This is a genomic window from Pseudomonas sp. WS 5051 (assembly GCF_012985715.1).
Taxonomy (GTDB): Bacteria; Pseudomonadota; Gammaproteobacteria; order Pseudomonadales; family Pseudomonadaceae; genus Aquipseudomonas; species Aquipseudomonas bubulae.
In genome coordinates this window covers 56,001-71,583 of record NZ_JAAQWV010000011.1, presented here as the reverse complement: position 1 = coordinate 71,583, position 15,583 = coordinate 56,001, and the positions used below count along the sequence as shown (strand labels likewise).

General features: G+C 59.5%; 15 protein-coding genes. 9 read left to right on the top strand and 6 right to left on the bottom strand.

The features are described from left to right. Positions 1 to 13: 13 nt before the first annotated feature. The 7 genes from mltB to HBN79_RS17520 all read left to right on the top strand — a co-directional run bounded on the left by mltB (position 14) and on the right by HBN79_RS17520 (position 6,352). A complete protein-coding gene (gene mltB, locus HBN79_RS17550) occupies positions 14 to 1,024 on the top strand; it encodes a lytic murein transglycosylase B (RefSeq protein ID WP_094999436.1) in 1,011 nt (336 codons plus the stop codon). Next, entirely contained in the window at positions 1,024 to 2,013 is a 990-nt protein-coding gene (locus tag HBN79_RS17545) for a septal ring lytic transglycosylase RlpA family protein (protein WP_094999435.1), read from the top strand. The genes mltB and HBN79_RS17545 overlap by 1 nt, the downstream gene beginning before the upstream one ends. Before the next feature lie 176 nt (positions 2,014 to 2,189). After that, on the top strand, positions 2,190 to 3,347 hold the full coding sequence (locus tag HBN79_RS17540) for a D-alanyl-D-alanine carboxypeptidase family protein (RefSeq protein WP_094999434.1): 1,158 nt from the start codon (positions 2,190 to 2,192) through the stop codon (positions 3,345 to 3,347). Between the two features lie 79 nt (positions 3,348 to 3,426). Next, positions 3,427 to 3,702 (top strand): DUF493 domain-containing protein, encoded by a 276-nt coding sequence (locus tag HBN79_RS17535; RefSeq protein WP_016779266.1) that lies wholly within the window; start codon positions 3,427 to 3,429, stop codon positions 3,700 to 3,702. Beyond that, positions 3,702 to 4,355, top strand: coding sequence for a lipoyl(octanoyl) transferase LipB (lipB, locus tag HBN79_RS17530; protein ID WP_094999433.1), 654 nt, complete (start codon positions 3,702 to 3,704; stop codon positions 4,353 to 4,355). The genes HBN79_RS17535 and lipB overlap by 1 nt, the downstream gene beginning before the upstream one ends. Before the next feature lies 1 nt (position 4,356). Continuing rightward, positions 4,357 to 5,397 carry a lipoyl synthase gene (gene lipA, locus HBN79_RS17525; RefSeq protein ID WP_094999432.1) on the top strand — a complete coding sequence of 347 codons (1,041 nt, stop codon included), beginning with the start codon at positions 4,357 to 4,359 and terminating at the stop codon, positions 5,395 to 5,397. A gap of 4 nt (positions 5,398 to 5,401) precedes the next feature. Beyond that, positions 5,402 to 6,352 (top strand): LD-carboxypeptidase, encoded by a 951-nt coding sequence (locus HBN79_RS17520; RefSeq protein WP_169916957.1) that lies wholly within the window; start codon positions 5,402 to 5,404, stop codon positions 6,350 to 6,352. Between the two features lie 38 nt (positions 6,353 to 6,390). Here the strand turns inward: HBN79_RS17520 and HBN79_RS17515 are convergent, their stop codons facing one another. The 5 genes from HBN79_RS17515 to leuS form a co-directional block, all read right to left on the bottom strand. Then, a complete protein-coding gene (locus tag HBN79_RS17515) occupies positions 6,391 to 7,701 on the bottom strand; it encodes a lytic murein transglycosylase (protein WP_094999430.1) in 1,311 nt (436 codons plus the stop codon). A 50-nt stretch (positions 7,702 to 7,751) separates the two neighbouring features. Next, a complete protein-coding gene (gene arfA / locus HBN79_RS17510; protein WP_003444166.1) occupies positions 7,752 to 7,901 on the bottom strand; it encodes an alternative ribosome rescue factor ArfA in 150 nt (49 codons plus the stop codon). Positions 7,902 to 8,075: 174 nt separating this feature from the next. Continuing rightward, the gene (gene holA / locus HBN79_RS17505; protein WP_094999429.1) at positions 8,076 to 9,113 is read right to left on the bottom strand and encodes a DNA polymerase III subunit delta; all 1,038 of its coding nucleotides are present in this window, start codon (positions 9,111 to 9,113) and stop codon (positions 8,076 to 8,078) included. A 42-nt stretch (positions 9,114 to 9,155) separates the two neighbouring features. Continuing rightward, positions 9,156 to 9,761 carry an LPS assembly lipoprotein LptE gene (gene lptE, locus HBN79_RS17500; RefSeq protein WP_094999428.1) on the bottom strand — a complete coding sequence of 202 codons (606 nt, stop codon included), beginning with the start codon at positions 9,759 to 9,761 and terminating at the stop codon, positions 9,156 to 9,158. 89 nt (positions 9,762 to 9,850) lie between these two features. Next, positions 9,851 to 12,457, bottom strand: a complete 2,607-nt coding sequence (leuS, locus tag HBN79_RS17495; RefSeq protein ID WP_095024989.1) for a leucine--tRNA ligase — start codon at positions 12,455 to 12,457, stop codon at positions 9,851 to 9,853. A gap of 235 nt (positions 12,458 to 12,692) precedes the next feature. On the opposite strand from leuS, the gene HBN79_RS17490 reads away from it, so the two are divergent. Further along, the gene (locus tag HBN79_RS17490) at positions 12,693 to 12,977 is read left to right on the top strand and encodes a hypothetical protein (protein WP_094999426.1); all 285 of its coding nucleotides are present in this window, start codon (positions 12,693 to 12,695) and stop codon (positions 12,975 to 12,977) included. 157 nt (positions 12,978 to 13,134) lie between these two features. After that, the gene (locus HBN79_RS17485; RefSeq protein ID WP_095031785.1) at positions 13,135 to 13,896 is read left to right on the top strand and encodes a YdcF family protein; all 762 of its coding nucleotides are present in this window, start codon (positions 13,135 to 13,137) and stop codon (positions 13,894 to 13,896) included. Positions 13,897 to 14,043: 147 nt separating this feature from the next. Here the strand turns inward: HBN79_RS17485 and lnt are convergent, their stop codons facing one another. Continuing rightward, positions 14,044 to 15,567 carry an apolipoprotein N-acyltransferase gene (gene lnt, locus HBN79_RS17480; protein ID WP_094999424.1) on the bottom strand — a complete coding sequence of 508 codons (1,524 nt, stop codon included), beginning with the start codon at positions 15,565 to 15,567 and terminating at the stop codon, positions 14,044 to 14,046. Positions 15,568 to 15,583 lie beyond the last annotated feature (16 nt).

Below are 15,583 nucleotides of genomic sequence, written 5' to 3'. Positions count from 1 at the left end.
GGTGAATTATTCAATGCAAGCAATGCGTGGCTGGGCTGCTCGATACGCGTCGTGGGTAGGCCTGCTGGGTCTGTTCGGGACCGCACAGGGTGCGCTGGCCGGTGACTACGAAGGCTCGCCCCAGGTGGCTGAGTTCGTAGGCGAAATGACCCGTGATTACGGATTTGCCGGCGAGCAGCTGATGGGCGTGTTCCGCGAAGCCGAGCGCAAGCAAAGCATCCTCGATGCCATTTCGCGCCCGGCCGAACGGGTCAAGCAGTGGAAAGAATACGGCCCGATGTTCTTGACCGACGCTCGCGTCGCCCGCGGTGTAGATTTCTGGCGTGAGCACGAAGCCGTACTGGCCCGCGCCGAGCAGGAATATGGCGTTCCGGCCCAGGTGATTGTGTCGATTATCGGCGTCGAAACCTTTTATGGTCGCAACACCGGTAACTACCGCGTGATCGATGCCTTGTCGACCCTGGGTTTCGATTACCCGCCTCGCGCCGAGTTTTTCCGCAAGGAACTGCGAGAGTTCCTGTTGCTGAGCCGCGAAGAACAGGTTGACCCGCTGACCCTGAAGGGTTCCTATGCCGGAGCCATGGGCTTGCCGCAGTTTATGCCGAGCAGCTTTCGCGCCTATGCCGTGGATTTCGACGGTGATGGCCATATCAATATCTGGAGCAACCCGGACGATGCCATCGGTAGCGTTGCCAGCTACTTCAAACGTCATGGCTGGGTAGCCGGTGAGCCGGTGGTGATTCGCGCCGATGTGACCGGTGATCGCGCCGATGAAGGCCTGACCCAGGGCATCGAACCGGTCAAGACCGTCGGGGAGTTGCGAGCGCTGGGCTGGTCGAGTCATGATGCGTTGCGCGACGATATGCCGGTCACGGCGTTTCGTCTGGAAGGTGCCGACGGCCCTGAATACTGGATGGGCCTGAAAAACTTTTATGCGATCACACGCTATAACCGAAGCGTGATGTACGCCATGGCAGTGCATCAACTGTCCGATCTGCTGGTTCAAGCACGGGGCAACAAGTAATGCCGTTTCTAGCGACCCGTACACCTTTGAAACTCGCCGCCTGCGCCGCTGTTGCGTTGCTGCTGGTGAGCTGCTCGAGCAGTCGCTCGACGCCCCCGCAAACATCGACCGCGGTCAGTTCCAAGCCGGGCCTGGATATCAACCGTGCCCACAAGGACGGTGCACCGTGGTGGGATGTTGACGTTTCGCGCATTCCCGACGCCACGCCGACCCTGCACACCGGGCCTTACAAGGCGGCGCCGTACTCGGTGCTGGGCAAGACCTATTTCCCGATGCAAGAGTCCAAGACCTATGTGGCCTCGGGCACCGCGTCCTGGTACGGCACCAAGTTTCACGGCCAGAACACCGCCAATGGCGAGGTCTATGACCTGTACGGCATGAGCGCGGCGCACAAGACGTTGCCGCTGCCCAGCTACGTCAAGGTGACCAACCTGGATAACGGCAAGGCCGTGATCCTGCGCGTCAACGACCGTGGCCCGTTTTATTCGGATCGTATTATCGACTTGTCCTACGCTGCTGCCAAAAAGCTCGGCTATGCCGAAACCGGTACGGCCCGGGTCAAGGTTGAAGGTATTGACCCTCAGGCCTGGTGGGCTCAGCGCGGTCGCCCTGCGCCACTGATGCTCAACGAACCGAAAGTGGCCCAGAACACCGCCCCGACCGTGTCCACCGGCAAGGTTGAACAATGGACTCCGCCCGCACAGCAGCATGCTGCCGATGTGGTTCCGGTCAGTCCAATGGCCAAGGGCCAGGGTACCTACCTTCAGGTCGGTGCCTTTGCCAATCCGGACGCTGCCGAGTTGCTTCGTTCCAAACTCAGTGGCATGGTCAGTACCCCCGTGTTTATCAGTTCGATTGTGCGCAATCAGCAAACCTTGCACCGTGTACGCATGGGGCCAATAGCTTCGGCGGGTGAGGTGGCACAAACACAAAACAGCGTGCGCCTGGCCAATCTGGGCCAGCCGAGCGTTGTGACGTCGGATCAGTAACACCGAACAAAGCGTTGGGCCCTGAGCAGTCGGGGCCCAAACGCAGTTGCAGAGGTCAAGAATAAAAGCCCTTCCAGGGGCCGGGACTGCAACTGAATACGCGGCAGTCAGTCAAACGACTGCCTGTACAGTTTTGCCCGCGAGGGTAAGTTTCCATTAACAACTTCGAGAGACGGATGAACATCACCACCTTTGCCAAACGCCTGTGCCTGCTAGTACCGCTGATCGTCACTCCTGCCGCCTGGGCAGTCGAGATGATGCCGTCGCCACCACAACTTGCAGCCAAGTCCTATGTTCTGATGGATGCCAGCAGCGGTAACGTGCTGGTCGAGAACAACGGCGACCAGCGTCTGCCGCCAGCCAGCCTGACCAAGCTGATGACCGCTTACATCGCGACTCTGGAAATCCGTCGTGGCCAGATCGGCGAAAACGACCCGGTAACTGTCAGCGAAAACGCATGGCGCACCGGTGGTTCGCGGATGTTCATCAAGGTCGGCACCCAGGTGTCGGTCAGCGACCTGCTGCATGGCATCATCATCCAGTCGGGTAACGACGCCAGCGTCGCCCTGTCCGAGCACATTGCCGGCAGCGAAGACGCTTTTGCCGACATGATGAACAAGACCGCCGGTGAGCTGGGCATGTCCAACAGCCACTTCATGAACCCGACCGGCCTGCCGAACCCGGATCACTACTCGTCGGCTCACGACATGTCGTTGCTGGCTCGCGCCATCATCCACGAAGACCCGACTCACTACGCGATCTACTCGCAGAAAGAGTTCTTCTGGAACGGTATCAAGCAGCCTAACCGCAACCTGTTGTTGTGGCGCGACAAAACCGTTGATGGTCTGAAAACCGGTCACACCGACGAAGCCGGCTATTGCATGGTGTCTTCGGCCGTACGTGATGGCATGCGCCTGATCGCCGTGGTGTTCGGCACCAACAGTGAAGCGGCCCGTGCTGCAGAGACCCAGAAGCTGCTGACCTACGGTTTCCGTTTCTTCGAAACCCAGACCTTCTACCAGAAGGGCACCGAGCTGGCTCAGGCTCCGGTCTGGAAAGGCACCACCAACCAGGTCAAGGCTGGCCTGGCGGATGACCTGACCATGACCCTGCCAAAAGGCCAACTGAAAAAGCTGGCTGCAAGCATGACCATGAACCCGCAACTGATGGCCCCTATCGCCAAAGGTGATGTGATCGGCAAGGTTGAGGTCAAACTTGACGACAAGGTTGTGCACAGTGCTGACCTGATCGCCCTTGAGCCCGTCGAGGAAGGTGGTATTTTCCGACGCGTGTGGGATAGCATCCGTCTATTCTTCTACGGGCTGTTCAACTGATTGCACCCACCTGTGTGACCCCGCGCCTACCCTGCGCGGGGCCACCTTTGTTGTTCCGGGCTTACGAGGCCAATACGCCATGAGCGATACCGAAGTAAAGGCGCCAAAGATCGAATTCCCCAACGTGGATTACCCGGTTAAGGTGATCAGCGACACGGGTGTGGGCAATAAGGACAAAATCATCGATATCGTCAAGAAACACGCGACGGTCAACGATGATCGTGTCGATGAGCGCCAGAGCACCAACGGCAAGTACACGACGATCCAGCTGCATATCGTGGCAACTGATCAGGATCAGCTCTACAACATCAACAGCGAATTGCGAGCCACCGGCTTCGTACATATGGTGTTGTGATGTCGCAGGTCTTGGGTATTCGTGAGCTGGGCCAGCTTGATTACGAGCGCACCTGGCTGGCGATGCAGCGTTTTACCGATGAGCGCAAGCTGGTGCCGGACACGCAAGACGAAGTCTGGCTGGTGCAGCACCCGCCGGTGTTTACCCAAGGCCAGGCAGGCAAGGCCGAGCATCTGCTGCTACCGGGAGATATCCCGGTGGTGAAGTCGGATCGCGGTGGCCAGGTGACCTACCACGGCCCCGGCCAATTGGTTGCCTACCTGATGCTCGATGTGCGCCGGCTGGGCTATGGCGTACGTGAGCTGGTCACGCGGATGGAACAGTGCCTGATCGACTTGCTCGCCAGCTATGGCGTGAGCGCTGCAGCCAAGGCCGATGCGCCGGGCGTGTATGTCGATGGCGCGAAAATCGCCTCTTTGGGCCTGCGGATCCGCAATGGCTGCTCCTTCCACGGTCTGGCCCTGAATGTGGACATGGACCTGGAACCGTTTCGACGGATTAACCCCTGTGGCTATGCGGGGCTGGCGATGACCCAGCTGCGTGACCATGCAGGGCCGATTGAATTTGCCGAGGTTGGTGCCCGGCTGCGCTCGCAGCTCGTCAAACACCTCGACTATGCTGAGCAGACGACCCTGACGGGCGGAATCGATTGATATGACTACTGCGCAAGACGCTGTTCAAACCCTGATCCCAACGCTGGATATCTCAGAACGTGCGGCCCGCGCCAGCGAGGCCCGTTCCAAGGTTGAGACCGGCGTCAAGTTGCGCGGTGCCGAGAAGGTTGCGCGTATCCCGGTAAAGATCATTCCGACCACCGAACTGCCGAAGAAGCCTGACTGGATTCGCGTACGCATTCCGGTTTCTCCGGAAGTCGACCGTATCAAGTCCCTGCTGCGTAAGCACAAGCTGCACAGCGTGTGCGAAGAAGCCTCCTGCCCGAACCTGGGCGAATGCTTCTCGGGCGGTACCGCGACCTTCATGATCATGGGTGACATCTGCACCCGTCGTTGCCCGTTCTGTGACGTGGGCCACGGCCGACCGAAGCCACTGGACACCAATGAGCCGGAAAGCCTGGCGATTGCCATCGCTGATCTGCGCCTGAAGTACGTGGTGATCACCTCGGTAGACCGCGATGACCTGCGTGACGGTGGTGCCCAGCACTTTGCCGACTGCATCCGCGAAATCCGCAAACTGTCGCCGGGCGTGCTGCTCGAAACACTTGTTCCGGACTACCGTGGGCGCATGGATGTTGCGCTTGAAATCACCGCAGCCGAGCCGCCGGACGTGTTCAACCACAACCTCGAAACTGTGCCGCGCCTGTACAAGGCTGCGCGTCCGGGCTCCGATTACCAGTGGTCGCTGACCCTGCTGCAACGCTTCAAGCAGATGATGCCGCACATTCCGACCAAGTCGGGCCTGATGCTGGGGCTGGGCGAGACAGACGAGGAAGTGATCGAAGTGATGAAGCGCATGCGCGAACATGACATCGACATGCTGACCCTGGGTCAGTACCTGCAACCGTCACGCAACCACTTGCCGGTCCAGCGTTTCGTACACCCGGACACCTTCGCGTGGTTTGCCGAGGAAGGCTACAAAATGGGCTTTAAAAACGTGGCATCCGGTCCGCTGGTACGTTCTTCGTACCACGCTGATGAACAAGCCAAGCTGGTCAAATCCATGCTGGTGAGTGCCTGACTCCATGACTAACCGGCTCACCGCGCCAGTGTCCTTCAAGGCCCATAGCGCGGTGCCCGCGTTGCCCGCTGGCGGGGTGATCGCCCTGATCGCCCCGGCAGGCCCTGCCGAACTTGACCTGAACCTCGCGACCCAATGGATGCATGCACGCGGCTACCAGCTGCGGGTCTATCCGGGGGTGTGGCAGCGGGAGGGTTATCTTGCCGGTTCTGATGCAGAGCGTTTACGCGACCTGCATGAGGCTTTTGCCGATGACAGCATTGATGCCATTTTCTGCCTGCGCGGCGGCTATGGCAGCCCGCGCTTGCTCGATGGCATCGACTTTGAGCTGTTGCGTCGTCATCCCAAGCCGTTTGTCGGCTACAGCGATATCACCGCGTTGCATCTGGCGATCACCCGTTACGCGGGCTTTGTGACCTTTCACGGGCCAATGGTGAACGCTGATCTGCTGGGCAACAAACAACCGCCTACCGAAACTTCATTGCTGCGTATGCTCGGCGGGCAACAGCCGCCCGTGCTGGAGCATCCCGCGGCCTGGCCGTTGACGACCATTGCCCCGGGCTGCGCCAGTGGCCGTTTGCTGGGTGGCAATCTGTCGATGATCTGCGCGGTGATGGGCACGGCGTTTGAACTGGACAGCGAAGACATCATCCTGTTTATCGAAGACGTCAACGAACCGTTGTACCGGGTCGACCGTCTGCTGACGCATTTGCGCCTGGCGGGCAAGCTCGACAGGTTGCGCGGAGTGCTGGTGGGGGACGTGGCCGGAGTTGATGTTGCGGCGCTGGAGCGGTTGCTCACCCAGGAGCTGGGCGGTCTGGGTATTCCGGTGCTGGCCGGTTGGCGCAGCGGGCATTGCGATCCGAACCTGACCTTGCCGATGGGTGCGCAGGTCAGGCTGGATGCTGATCAGCAGTTGCTGGTGCTTGAGCAGGATGTAGTTGTAAGCGCCTGAACCTGAAGACCCTCTCCCATAGGGAGAGGGTAGCAACCTTACCGGCTACGCAAACTCTCCAGCAGCTTGTGGCTCGGATAGCCGTCTGCTGGCCAACCCATGGCCTGCTGCGCGCTGCGAATAGCCTTGCGGGTATTGGCGCCGATAATGCCGTCTGCATTACCCGCATCATAATTGCGCTGGCTCAGCAGCATTTGCAGTTCGACGCGCTCGGAGCGGCTCAGCGGTCGGTCGTCTTTTGGCCAGTCGGCCAAAATGGTCCCGCCACCGTTGAAACGTTGCGACAACAAGCCCACGGCCAGTGCATAGGATGATGAGTTGTTGTAACGCAAGATGGCGCGGAAGTTATCCAGTACCAGAAACGCCGGGCCACGATAGCCTGCAGGGAGCAGCAGGGCAGCGCTTAACTGCTCTGAGCCTGCCGCGCTGGCAGGTACCTTGACTCCCAGTTTTTGCCATTCGGCAACGCTCTTTTTGATTGCGCCATCTGCCAGGGCGTAATCGAACCCGGCAGGTAGCGTCACTTCAAAGCCCCACGGCTGGCCTTGCTTCCAGCCCGAACTTTGCAGGTAGTGGGCAGTCGAGGCCAGGGCATCTGCCGAGCTGTTCCATATATCACGACGGCCATCACCATCGAAATCCACGGCGTGGGTTTCATAGGTGGTGGGGATGAACTGGGTCTGGCCCATTGCGCCCGCCCACGAGCCGAGCATTTTCTCGGGGCTTATATCGCCTTCCTGAATGATCTTCAGTGCAGCGATCAATTGGCTTTGAGCAAACTCCGGGCGACGCCCTTCATAGGCCAGGGTCGCGAGGGAGCGAATGACTGACTTGTTGCCCTGGAACGAGCCAAAATTGCTTTCCATGCCCCAGACCGAAACCAGCGCCTGGCGATCAACGCCATAACGCTGCTCGATGCGGCCCAGCAGTTCGGCATTCTGCTCCAGCAAACGCTGGCCATTACGTACACGCAAAGGCGACAGGGCACCGTCCAGGTACTCCCAGACCGGGCGGCTGAATTCGGGCTGGCTGCGGTCGGCCTTGATCACGCTCATGTCTGGCGTAATGCCGGCAAAGGCGTTATCGAATACCAGCGGGTTGATTCCGGCTTTAAGCGCCTGGGCGCGGAAATCGGCTTGCCATTCGCTGAAGCTTTGAGTGGGCTGAACAAGAGGGGTGTCGGTGCCTGGCACTGGCGCGCTGCTGATGACCGCAGGTGCCGGAGGTACCACAGGCAAGGTTTGAGCATCGGCTGCGGTCGGTTTCTCTGCGCAGGCGACTAAAAGGATGACGCTGGAAGCAGCGATCAGTTGGCGCATCGGCCAACGGCGTGTATGACGTGAGAGCATGCGCAGGTCCAGGTAATGCAAAACAGAAGCAGACCTTATCATCCCCGCCGTCAGGCAGCCAGAAAGTAAAAAGCCTCCCGGTCTCTCGACTGGAAGGCTTCGCGGCGGTAGCTGCCTTTGCCTTTGGCGGGGCGTTCCTGGCGGCTGCGGAACAGGGGTTGGGCAACAATGGATTTGGCCTTGTTGGGGCGCTTGCTCATGGCATGTGCTCTCGCTTGAGTTGAACAAGCGCAAATCATCGGCCGGTTTTTTCGTATTGTCTACAGGATAGTGATCGGTGGGAGCGGGCTTGCTCGCGTTAGCATCAACGCTATCAGCCTGTCAGGCCGCGACGCCCGCATCGCGAGCAAGCCCGCTCCCACAGAAAGCAGTGTTTATTCAGCTGGCAGATTCAGGCGTTGCCCGCACATCAGCAGCACCAGACGACTCAGGCTGCTCCAGGCAGACCCTGCTGCCTGGCCCTTGATCTGGGCATCGATACGCTGCGCGTCCAACAACAATTGTGCCCAGCGCTGCGCCGAATAACGCTGCAAGGCTTTGCTCATCAACGGTTTGCGCTTGTCCCACACCGGTGGTCGCGCCTGGCTGAACGCCTTGTCCAATGGCGTGCCCTGGCTGTACTGCAGGGCAATATTGGCCAGTACCCGCAGCTCACGCGCCAGGGCCCACAAGATCACAGGAGGCTCTACGCCTTCACCGCGCAAGCCTTCGAGCATACGCAGAGCATGGGCAGCTTCGCCGTTAAGTACCGCATCCACCAGGCCAAACACATCAAACCGCGCACTGTCAGCCACTGCGGCTTGCACGGTTTCGACAGTGATTTGCCCGTCTTCAGCCATTAACTTGAGCTTTTCGATTTCCTGCGCAGCAGCCAGAAGATTGCCTTCGACCCGGGCTGCTATCAGTTCCACCGCATCATGGGTGGCCGACAGCCCGGCCTGCGACAAGCGCTGGCGAATCCATTGCGGCAACTGGTTGGCGTCCACCGGCCAGATCTGCACGAACTGGGTTTGCGCCCCTTCAATCAGCGCCTTGCCCCACTTGGTCTTTTGCGCACTGCCGTCGAGTTTGGGCAGGCTGATCAGCAGCAGGGTGTCTTCGGCAGGGCGCGAGCAGTATTCGATCAACGCCGCAGCACCCTTGTCGCCAGGCTTGCCCGAAGGCAGGCGCAGTTCCAGCAGGCGCTTTTCGGCAAACAGCGACATGCTGGCACCGGCTTGCAGCAGCGTGCCCCAGTCAAAGCTGGCGTCGGCGCTGAACACCTGGCGCTCATCGAAACCCTGCTTGCGGGCGGTACTGCGGATGGCGTCGGCGGTTTCCTGACACAACAACGGGTCATCGCCGCTGATGATGTAGACGGGCGAAAGAGGGCCTTGCAGATGCTTGGCGAGTTGGGCGGGAGCGAGTTTCATAGGACCATAACGATAGCGGGGCGCTTGAGCGCCCCGTATGCCTTACTGGTTTTGCAGTTCGAGAGGCGACTGTTGAGGAGTTTCCTCTTGAGCCTTGCGTGCAGCTTCGATGGCATCGGCTTCAGCCTTGGCCTTCGCTTCGGCTTGCTGTTGCAGTACTTCCAGCTGGGCCGGGGTCAATTGCTCCAGGCGCAGAACCAGTTGCTGGATCAGGTCGCGGCGCATTTCCTTACGGATCATGTCGCCTTCCTGGGTGCTGCCTGCCACGTTACTGCCATCCTGCAGGTAGACTTTGTAGGCTTCAACCTTGTCGCTCAGCAGCGTCAGATGGCTAGGCCCCTGAATTTCGTATTTCACTACGTTGTTCAACTGATACTCGGCGGTACCCGAATTGCCGGTGTAGCTGGCAGAACGCTGGGTTTCCTTCTCGTCGGTCAGAACCAGTTTGTATGGTGCGTTGGCAGTGATTTTCACGCCGCTGTTTTCCAGCACCTGACGCAGCTGGCGCACAGTGTCGCCATAGGCGTTGCGCGCGCTGACATCGAGTTCGGTGATCGTCAGCTGGTTGGTGCCGGTACCGCGCAGTTGAAAGCCGCAGGCGCTCAACAGAACTGCGAGACCCATCACCAGCAAGTTGCGTTTGATCATGTGTTGCTCCCCTTGAAACCAGATGGGCCGACCACGCGGCCCTGAAGGTCTTGTTGGGCGCCCGCGCATGACGCGGGCGCCTGTTCCAGTTAGCTGGCGACGATATTGACCAATTTGCCTGGTACCACGATCACTTTGCGAATCGTCAGGCCTTCTGTAAAGCGCAGTACGTTTTCGTTGGTGCGGGCAGCAGCTTCAACCTCTTCACGGCTGGCAGCAGCTGGCATTTCAATATGCCCGCGCAGCTTGCCGTTGACCTGGATAACCAGTTGCAGGGTGTCTTGAACCAGCGCGGTTTCATCCAGGGTTGGCCATGCAGCGTCGATGATTGCACCTGCATGCCCCAACCGGTTCCACAGCTCATGGCTGATGTGCGGTGTGATCGGCGCCAGTACCAGAGCTACAGTCTCGAGACCTTCCTGCAGCAGGGCGCGGTCTTGTTCAGTCGCTTGCGGTGCTTTTTCGAGCACGTTCATCACGGTCATCACCTGGGCGACGGCGGTGTTGAACTTGTGGTGCTGGCCGACGTCCTGGCTGGCTTGCTTGATAGCCTGGTGGATGGCACGGCGAATGACTTTTTGCTCATCGTTCAGGCTGGCGATATCCAGCGCGCCCGGCAGGCCTTGGCCTACATGGGCATGGGCCAGGCGCCATACACGCTTGAGGAAGCGGTGGGAGCCTTCAACACCCGAGTCGGACCATTCCAGGCTTGCGTCAGGCGGCGAAGCAAACATCATGAACAGGCGGCAGGTGTCTGCGCCGTACTGTTCGATCATGTATTGCGGGTCAACACCGTTGTTGAGCGACTTGGACATTTTCTGCGTGCCGCCGATTTCCACCGGCAGGCCGTCACTCTTCAGCGTGGCGCCGATGATCTTGGCCTTGGCATCACGTTCGATTTCCACGTCGTCCGGGTTGAAGTAATCCTTGCCGCCGTTGTCCAGCGTACGGAAGTAGGTCTCGGCGATTACCATGCCCTGGGTCAACAGGTTCTTGAACGGCTCGTTGGAGCTGACCAGGCCTTCGTCACGCATCAGCTTGTGGAAGAAGCGCGCGTACAGCAGGTGCAAAATGGCGTGTTCGATACCGCCGATGTACTGGTCCACCGGTAGCCAGTGGTCTGCTGCCGATTTCTCGACCAGACCGCCTTCATAGTGCGGCGAGGCGTAACGTGCGTAGTACCACGACGACTCGACGAAGGTGTCCATCGTGTCGGTTTCGCGTTTGGCCGGTGCGCCACATTTAGGGCAGCTGCACTCGTAGAATTCAGGCATGCGTGCCAGTGGCGAACCGGCGCCATCGGGTACGACATCTTCTGGCAAGACCACTGGCAGCTGGGCTTCAGGTACTGGTACGTCACCGCAGGTATCGCAATGCACGATCGGGATCGGGCAGCCCCAGTAGCGCTGGCGGCTGATGCCCCAGTCACGCAGGCGGAACTGGGTGCGCGCCTGGCCCAGGCCTTTGGCAGTCAGGGCGGCTTCGATGGCGGCGAATGCGGCGTCGAAATCCAGGCCGTCAAATTCGCCGGAGTTGATCAGCGGGCCGTGCTCGTTGTAAGCGTCCTGCCACGGTGCCGGTGACTCGTCGCCAGCACTGGTACGCACAACCGGCTTGATCGGCAGGTTGTACTTGGTGGCGAATTCGAAATCACGCTCGTCGTGTGCTGGTACAGCCATCACCGCGCCGTCGCCGTAATGCATCAGTACATAGTTGGCGACCCATACAGGAAGCTTTTCGCCGGTCAGCGGGTGCTCGACGAACAGGGAGGTTGGCAGGCCCATTTTTTCCTGGGTTGCCATGTCGGCTTCTGCCACGCTGCCGCCTTTGCACTGGGCGATAAACGCTTGCAGCTCGGGGTTGCCCTGCGCTGCCTGGGTGGCGAGCGGGTGCTCGGCAGCCACAGCGACATAGGTCGCGCCCATCAAGGTATCAGGGCGGGTGGTGAAAACCTTGAGCGCGCCTGCTGAGCCGATGGACTCGACGTTGTAAGGGAACTGCACTTCCATGCCGCGGGATTTGCCAATCCAGTTGCGCTGCATGGTTTTGACCTGCTCGGGCCAACCCGGCATATCGTCGAGGCTTTCAAGCAACTCATCCGCATAAGCGGTGATCTTGAAGTAGTACATCGGGATTTCGCGTTTTTCGATTACCGCGCCCGAACGCCAGCCACGGCCGTCGATCACTTGCTCGTTGGCCAGAACGGTCTGATCCACCGGGTCCCAGTTCACGGTGCCGTTTTTACGGTAGATCACACCTTTTTCGAACAGGCGGGTGAACAGCCATTGTTCCCAACGGTAGTAATCCGGCTTGCAGGTCGTGATTTCGCGGGACCAGTCAACGGCCAGACCCAGGCTGCGCAGCTGGGTTTTCATGTAGGCGATGTTTTCGTAGGTCCACTTGGCCGGCGCCACCTTGTTCTTCATGGCGGCGTTTTCAGCCGGCATGCCGAAGGCGTCCCAGCCCATGGGCTGCAGGACGTTCTTGCCAAGCATGCGCTGGTAACGGGAGATCACGTCACCGATGGTGTAGTTGCGCACGTGCCCCATGTGTAGCTTGCCGCTTGGGTACGGGAACATCGATAGGCAGTAGAACGTCTCTTTGCCTAGATCTTCGCTGACTTCGAAGGACTTTTGGTTGTCCCAGAATGATTGGGCGGCGGCTTCTATTTCACGGGGCTGATATTGTTCGTGCATGGCTACTTGTACTGATAAAGGGTGGCCTAATCCTCTTCAACATAGACCGGCGACAGTGTTGCCCGGTCAGGTTGGAGCAGGGGTTACAGGAAGTCCCGTAGCATACATGACCCCGCTCTATCGAGGGAAACCCTGATTGCCTCATCACTCCGTTGGTCGCAGCAGCACGCCGCTTTTACAAGCGCAGCTAAGCTCTCCTGTGGGGGAGATTCATTTCCTTAAATGAGGTGGACGGATGGCAGAGTTGCAACGCAGCGTAGCAACATCGCAAGTGTATGAGCGGCTGATTGATCGTTTGAGTGTGGCTCTTGATTCAGCAAAGACGGCTGTCCAATTACGTGATGAACGCCCAGTCGAGTTGGAATTGCGAGGCTTGAGTCATGCCGAGCTGGAGTTGATCAACCTCTATTTGAACCGGATCGGGCGTGAGGCAATTAAACGCTCGCAAGGCAGCGTGAACATGCAGGATGCCCCCAGGGCCAAGGTTATCTGGCTTAAAGACAGGGTGCAGGGAGCTTAGGCCATACGGCGATTCAAGCCCGGCCTTCAACAAAGCCGCATCAAGAAAGTTGTACCTCCGGGTTGATGCATTACACGTTTGTGTTTGGGTTTCTCACCTGCGTTGTTGATGCGCTCAATCAACCCCCTTAGGCTTCGGGCATCTTTGGAGATGCTCGATGCCTATTCGATACTTTTTAAAACAGCTTCTATTACCCCCTGGCATTTTTCTGTTGCTCCTGGCGCTTGCCTGGTGGCTACGGCGTTCGCGCCCGCGAGTGGCGGGTGTGTTGTTTGCCCTGGGGCTGGGCGGCTTCTGGCTGATGAGTTTGCCAATAATGGTGGAGTGGGGCGCCCGTGTGCTGGAGCGCGAACCACCGCTGGCGCAGAGCGAGTGGTCGACGCTGGCCGCGCGTGCCGATGCCATTGTGGTGCTGGGCTCGGGGCGTGAGCGGGGGGATCCGGCCTGGGGCAGCGATCAGCCCACCGGCATCGGTCTGGAGCGCCAGCGCTATGCCGCCCGACTGGCGAAGGCTTCGGGCTTGCCGGTGTTGACCACTGGCGGTTTGCACTACGGCTCGCCGCCCAGTGAGGCGCAGTTGATGGCGGATTCATTGCGTGATGATTTCGGCGTGCAAGTACGGTGGAAAGAAGAGCAAAGCCGCACAACGTGGGAAAACGCCAAAATGACCGCAGACATTCTGCTGCCGCTGGGGGTCAAGCGGGTGGTCGTGGTGACGCACGGCTGGCATATGTCGCGTTCGGTGTGGAGTTTTGAAAAGGCTGGTTTTGACGTGGTGCCTGCGCCGGTCGGTTTTTTCAGTGCCGACAATGCGCGACCGCTGGGGGGCTGGATGCCTGAGTACAAAGCGTTCTGGCAGTCCGGGCTATTGATCAATGAAGTGGTAGGGCAGATTGCCTATCCGTTGTTTTATCGCTGACCCATTAAGCAAAAGCCCCTCACCCTGGCCCTCTCCCGGAGGGAGAGGGGATTAAAGGCAAAAGCAGCTCTACGCAACACCACCTGTCAGCTCCCTCTTCCTCCGGGAGAGGGTTGGGGTGAGGGTAGAAGACGCAGAAGCACAAGGCTAGACCGTCTTGGCAATCCGGCTGGTGACCAGGGCCCAGCCAATCAGCAGGCTGCACAGGATGATCAGTGGCCATGAGCGCCATTGCAGGTAAGGCGTGAGGTTGTGCATTGGCACCACTTCGCCGTACATGATGCCTTGCTCGAACTGCGGAATTTGCGTGGTGATTTGCCCAAACGGGTTAATCAATGCCGTGACGCCATTGTTGGTGGCCCGAATCATCCAGCGCCCGGCTTCCAGGGCGCGCATCTGCGCCATTTGCAGGTGTTGCAGCGGCCCAATCGAGGTGCCGAACCAGGTGTCATTGCTGATGGTCAGCAGGATATCGCTCTGGGCAGCAAGCCCGGCCACGAAGTCCGGATACACCACTTCATAGCAAATCAATGGCGCGATTTGATAACCCTTGGCCTGCAACATGGCCTGGTCCGCCGGGCCGCGGGCAAAGTCCGACATTGGCAGATCAAAAAATGCGATCAGGCCGCGCAGTACATCCTGCAACGGCACATATTCGCCAAATGGCACCAGTTTCTGTTTCAGGTAAACACCATCGCCCTCGCCCACGGCGGTGATGCCGTTGAAGTAGCGCGGTTCATGTCGCACTTCCTGGCGGATCGGCACGCCGGTAATCAGCGCTGAGTTACGATCGGCGGCAAACCGGCCCATCATGCTCAAAAAGCCTTCAGCGTTCTCTTTGAGGACAGGGACAGCGGTTTCTGGCCAAACGATCAGGTCGACACGTTTGGAACTGAAGGTCATGTCACGGTAAAGGGCCAGCTGTGCATTGACCTGGGCCGGGTCCCATTTCATGCTTTGTTCGATATTGCCCTGGATCGCCGCCACGCTCAGCGGGTCACCTGAAGGGCTGGTCCAGGCGTGGTGCTTGAGGGCCTGGCCGACGGCCCAGGGGCCGATCAGCAAGACCACCCCTGCGGCGACAAAAGCCTTGCGTCTGGCCTTGATCAGGCGTGGCAAATTGCACAGCAGGGCAGCGGTCAGGGCCAGAGTGAAAGACACCAGCCACATGCCGCCCAACGGTGCGAGCCCGGCCAAAGGGCCGTCCAGCTGGCTGTAACCGGAATACAGCCATGGGAAACCGGTGAGGAACCAGCCGCGGAACGCCTCTTGAGCAACCCATAGCGCGGCAAATGCCAGTGTATCGGCCAACGGCGCTTCATTGCGACGGATCCAGCGCGCCCACACCCAGGCGGGCAGGGCAAAGAACCAGGCGATGGCTGCCGTGAACAACAACATCAGGAAACCGGCCAGCAGCACCGAAGCGCCGCCGAAGTGGTGGATGCTGTAGTAGATCCAGCTGGTGCCCGCGCCAAACAGGCCAAAACCGAAACACCAGCCTCGGCCCAGCGCCTGTTTTGGCGACAGGTCGCGCAAACCGAGATAGAACAGGGCCAGGGCAACCAGTGCCAATGGCCAGATATCGAAGGGGGCCAACGCCAGGGTTGTCAGTGCGCCGGCCACCACGGCCAGCAAGTTACCGGGCCAGCCGGGGGAGGTTATCCAGCGCATTTCAATCCTTGGTATT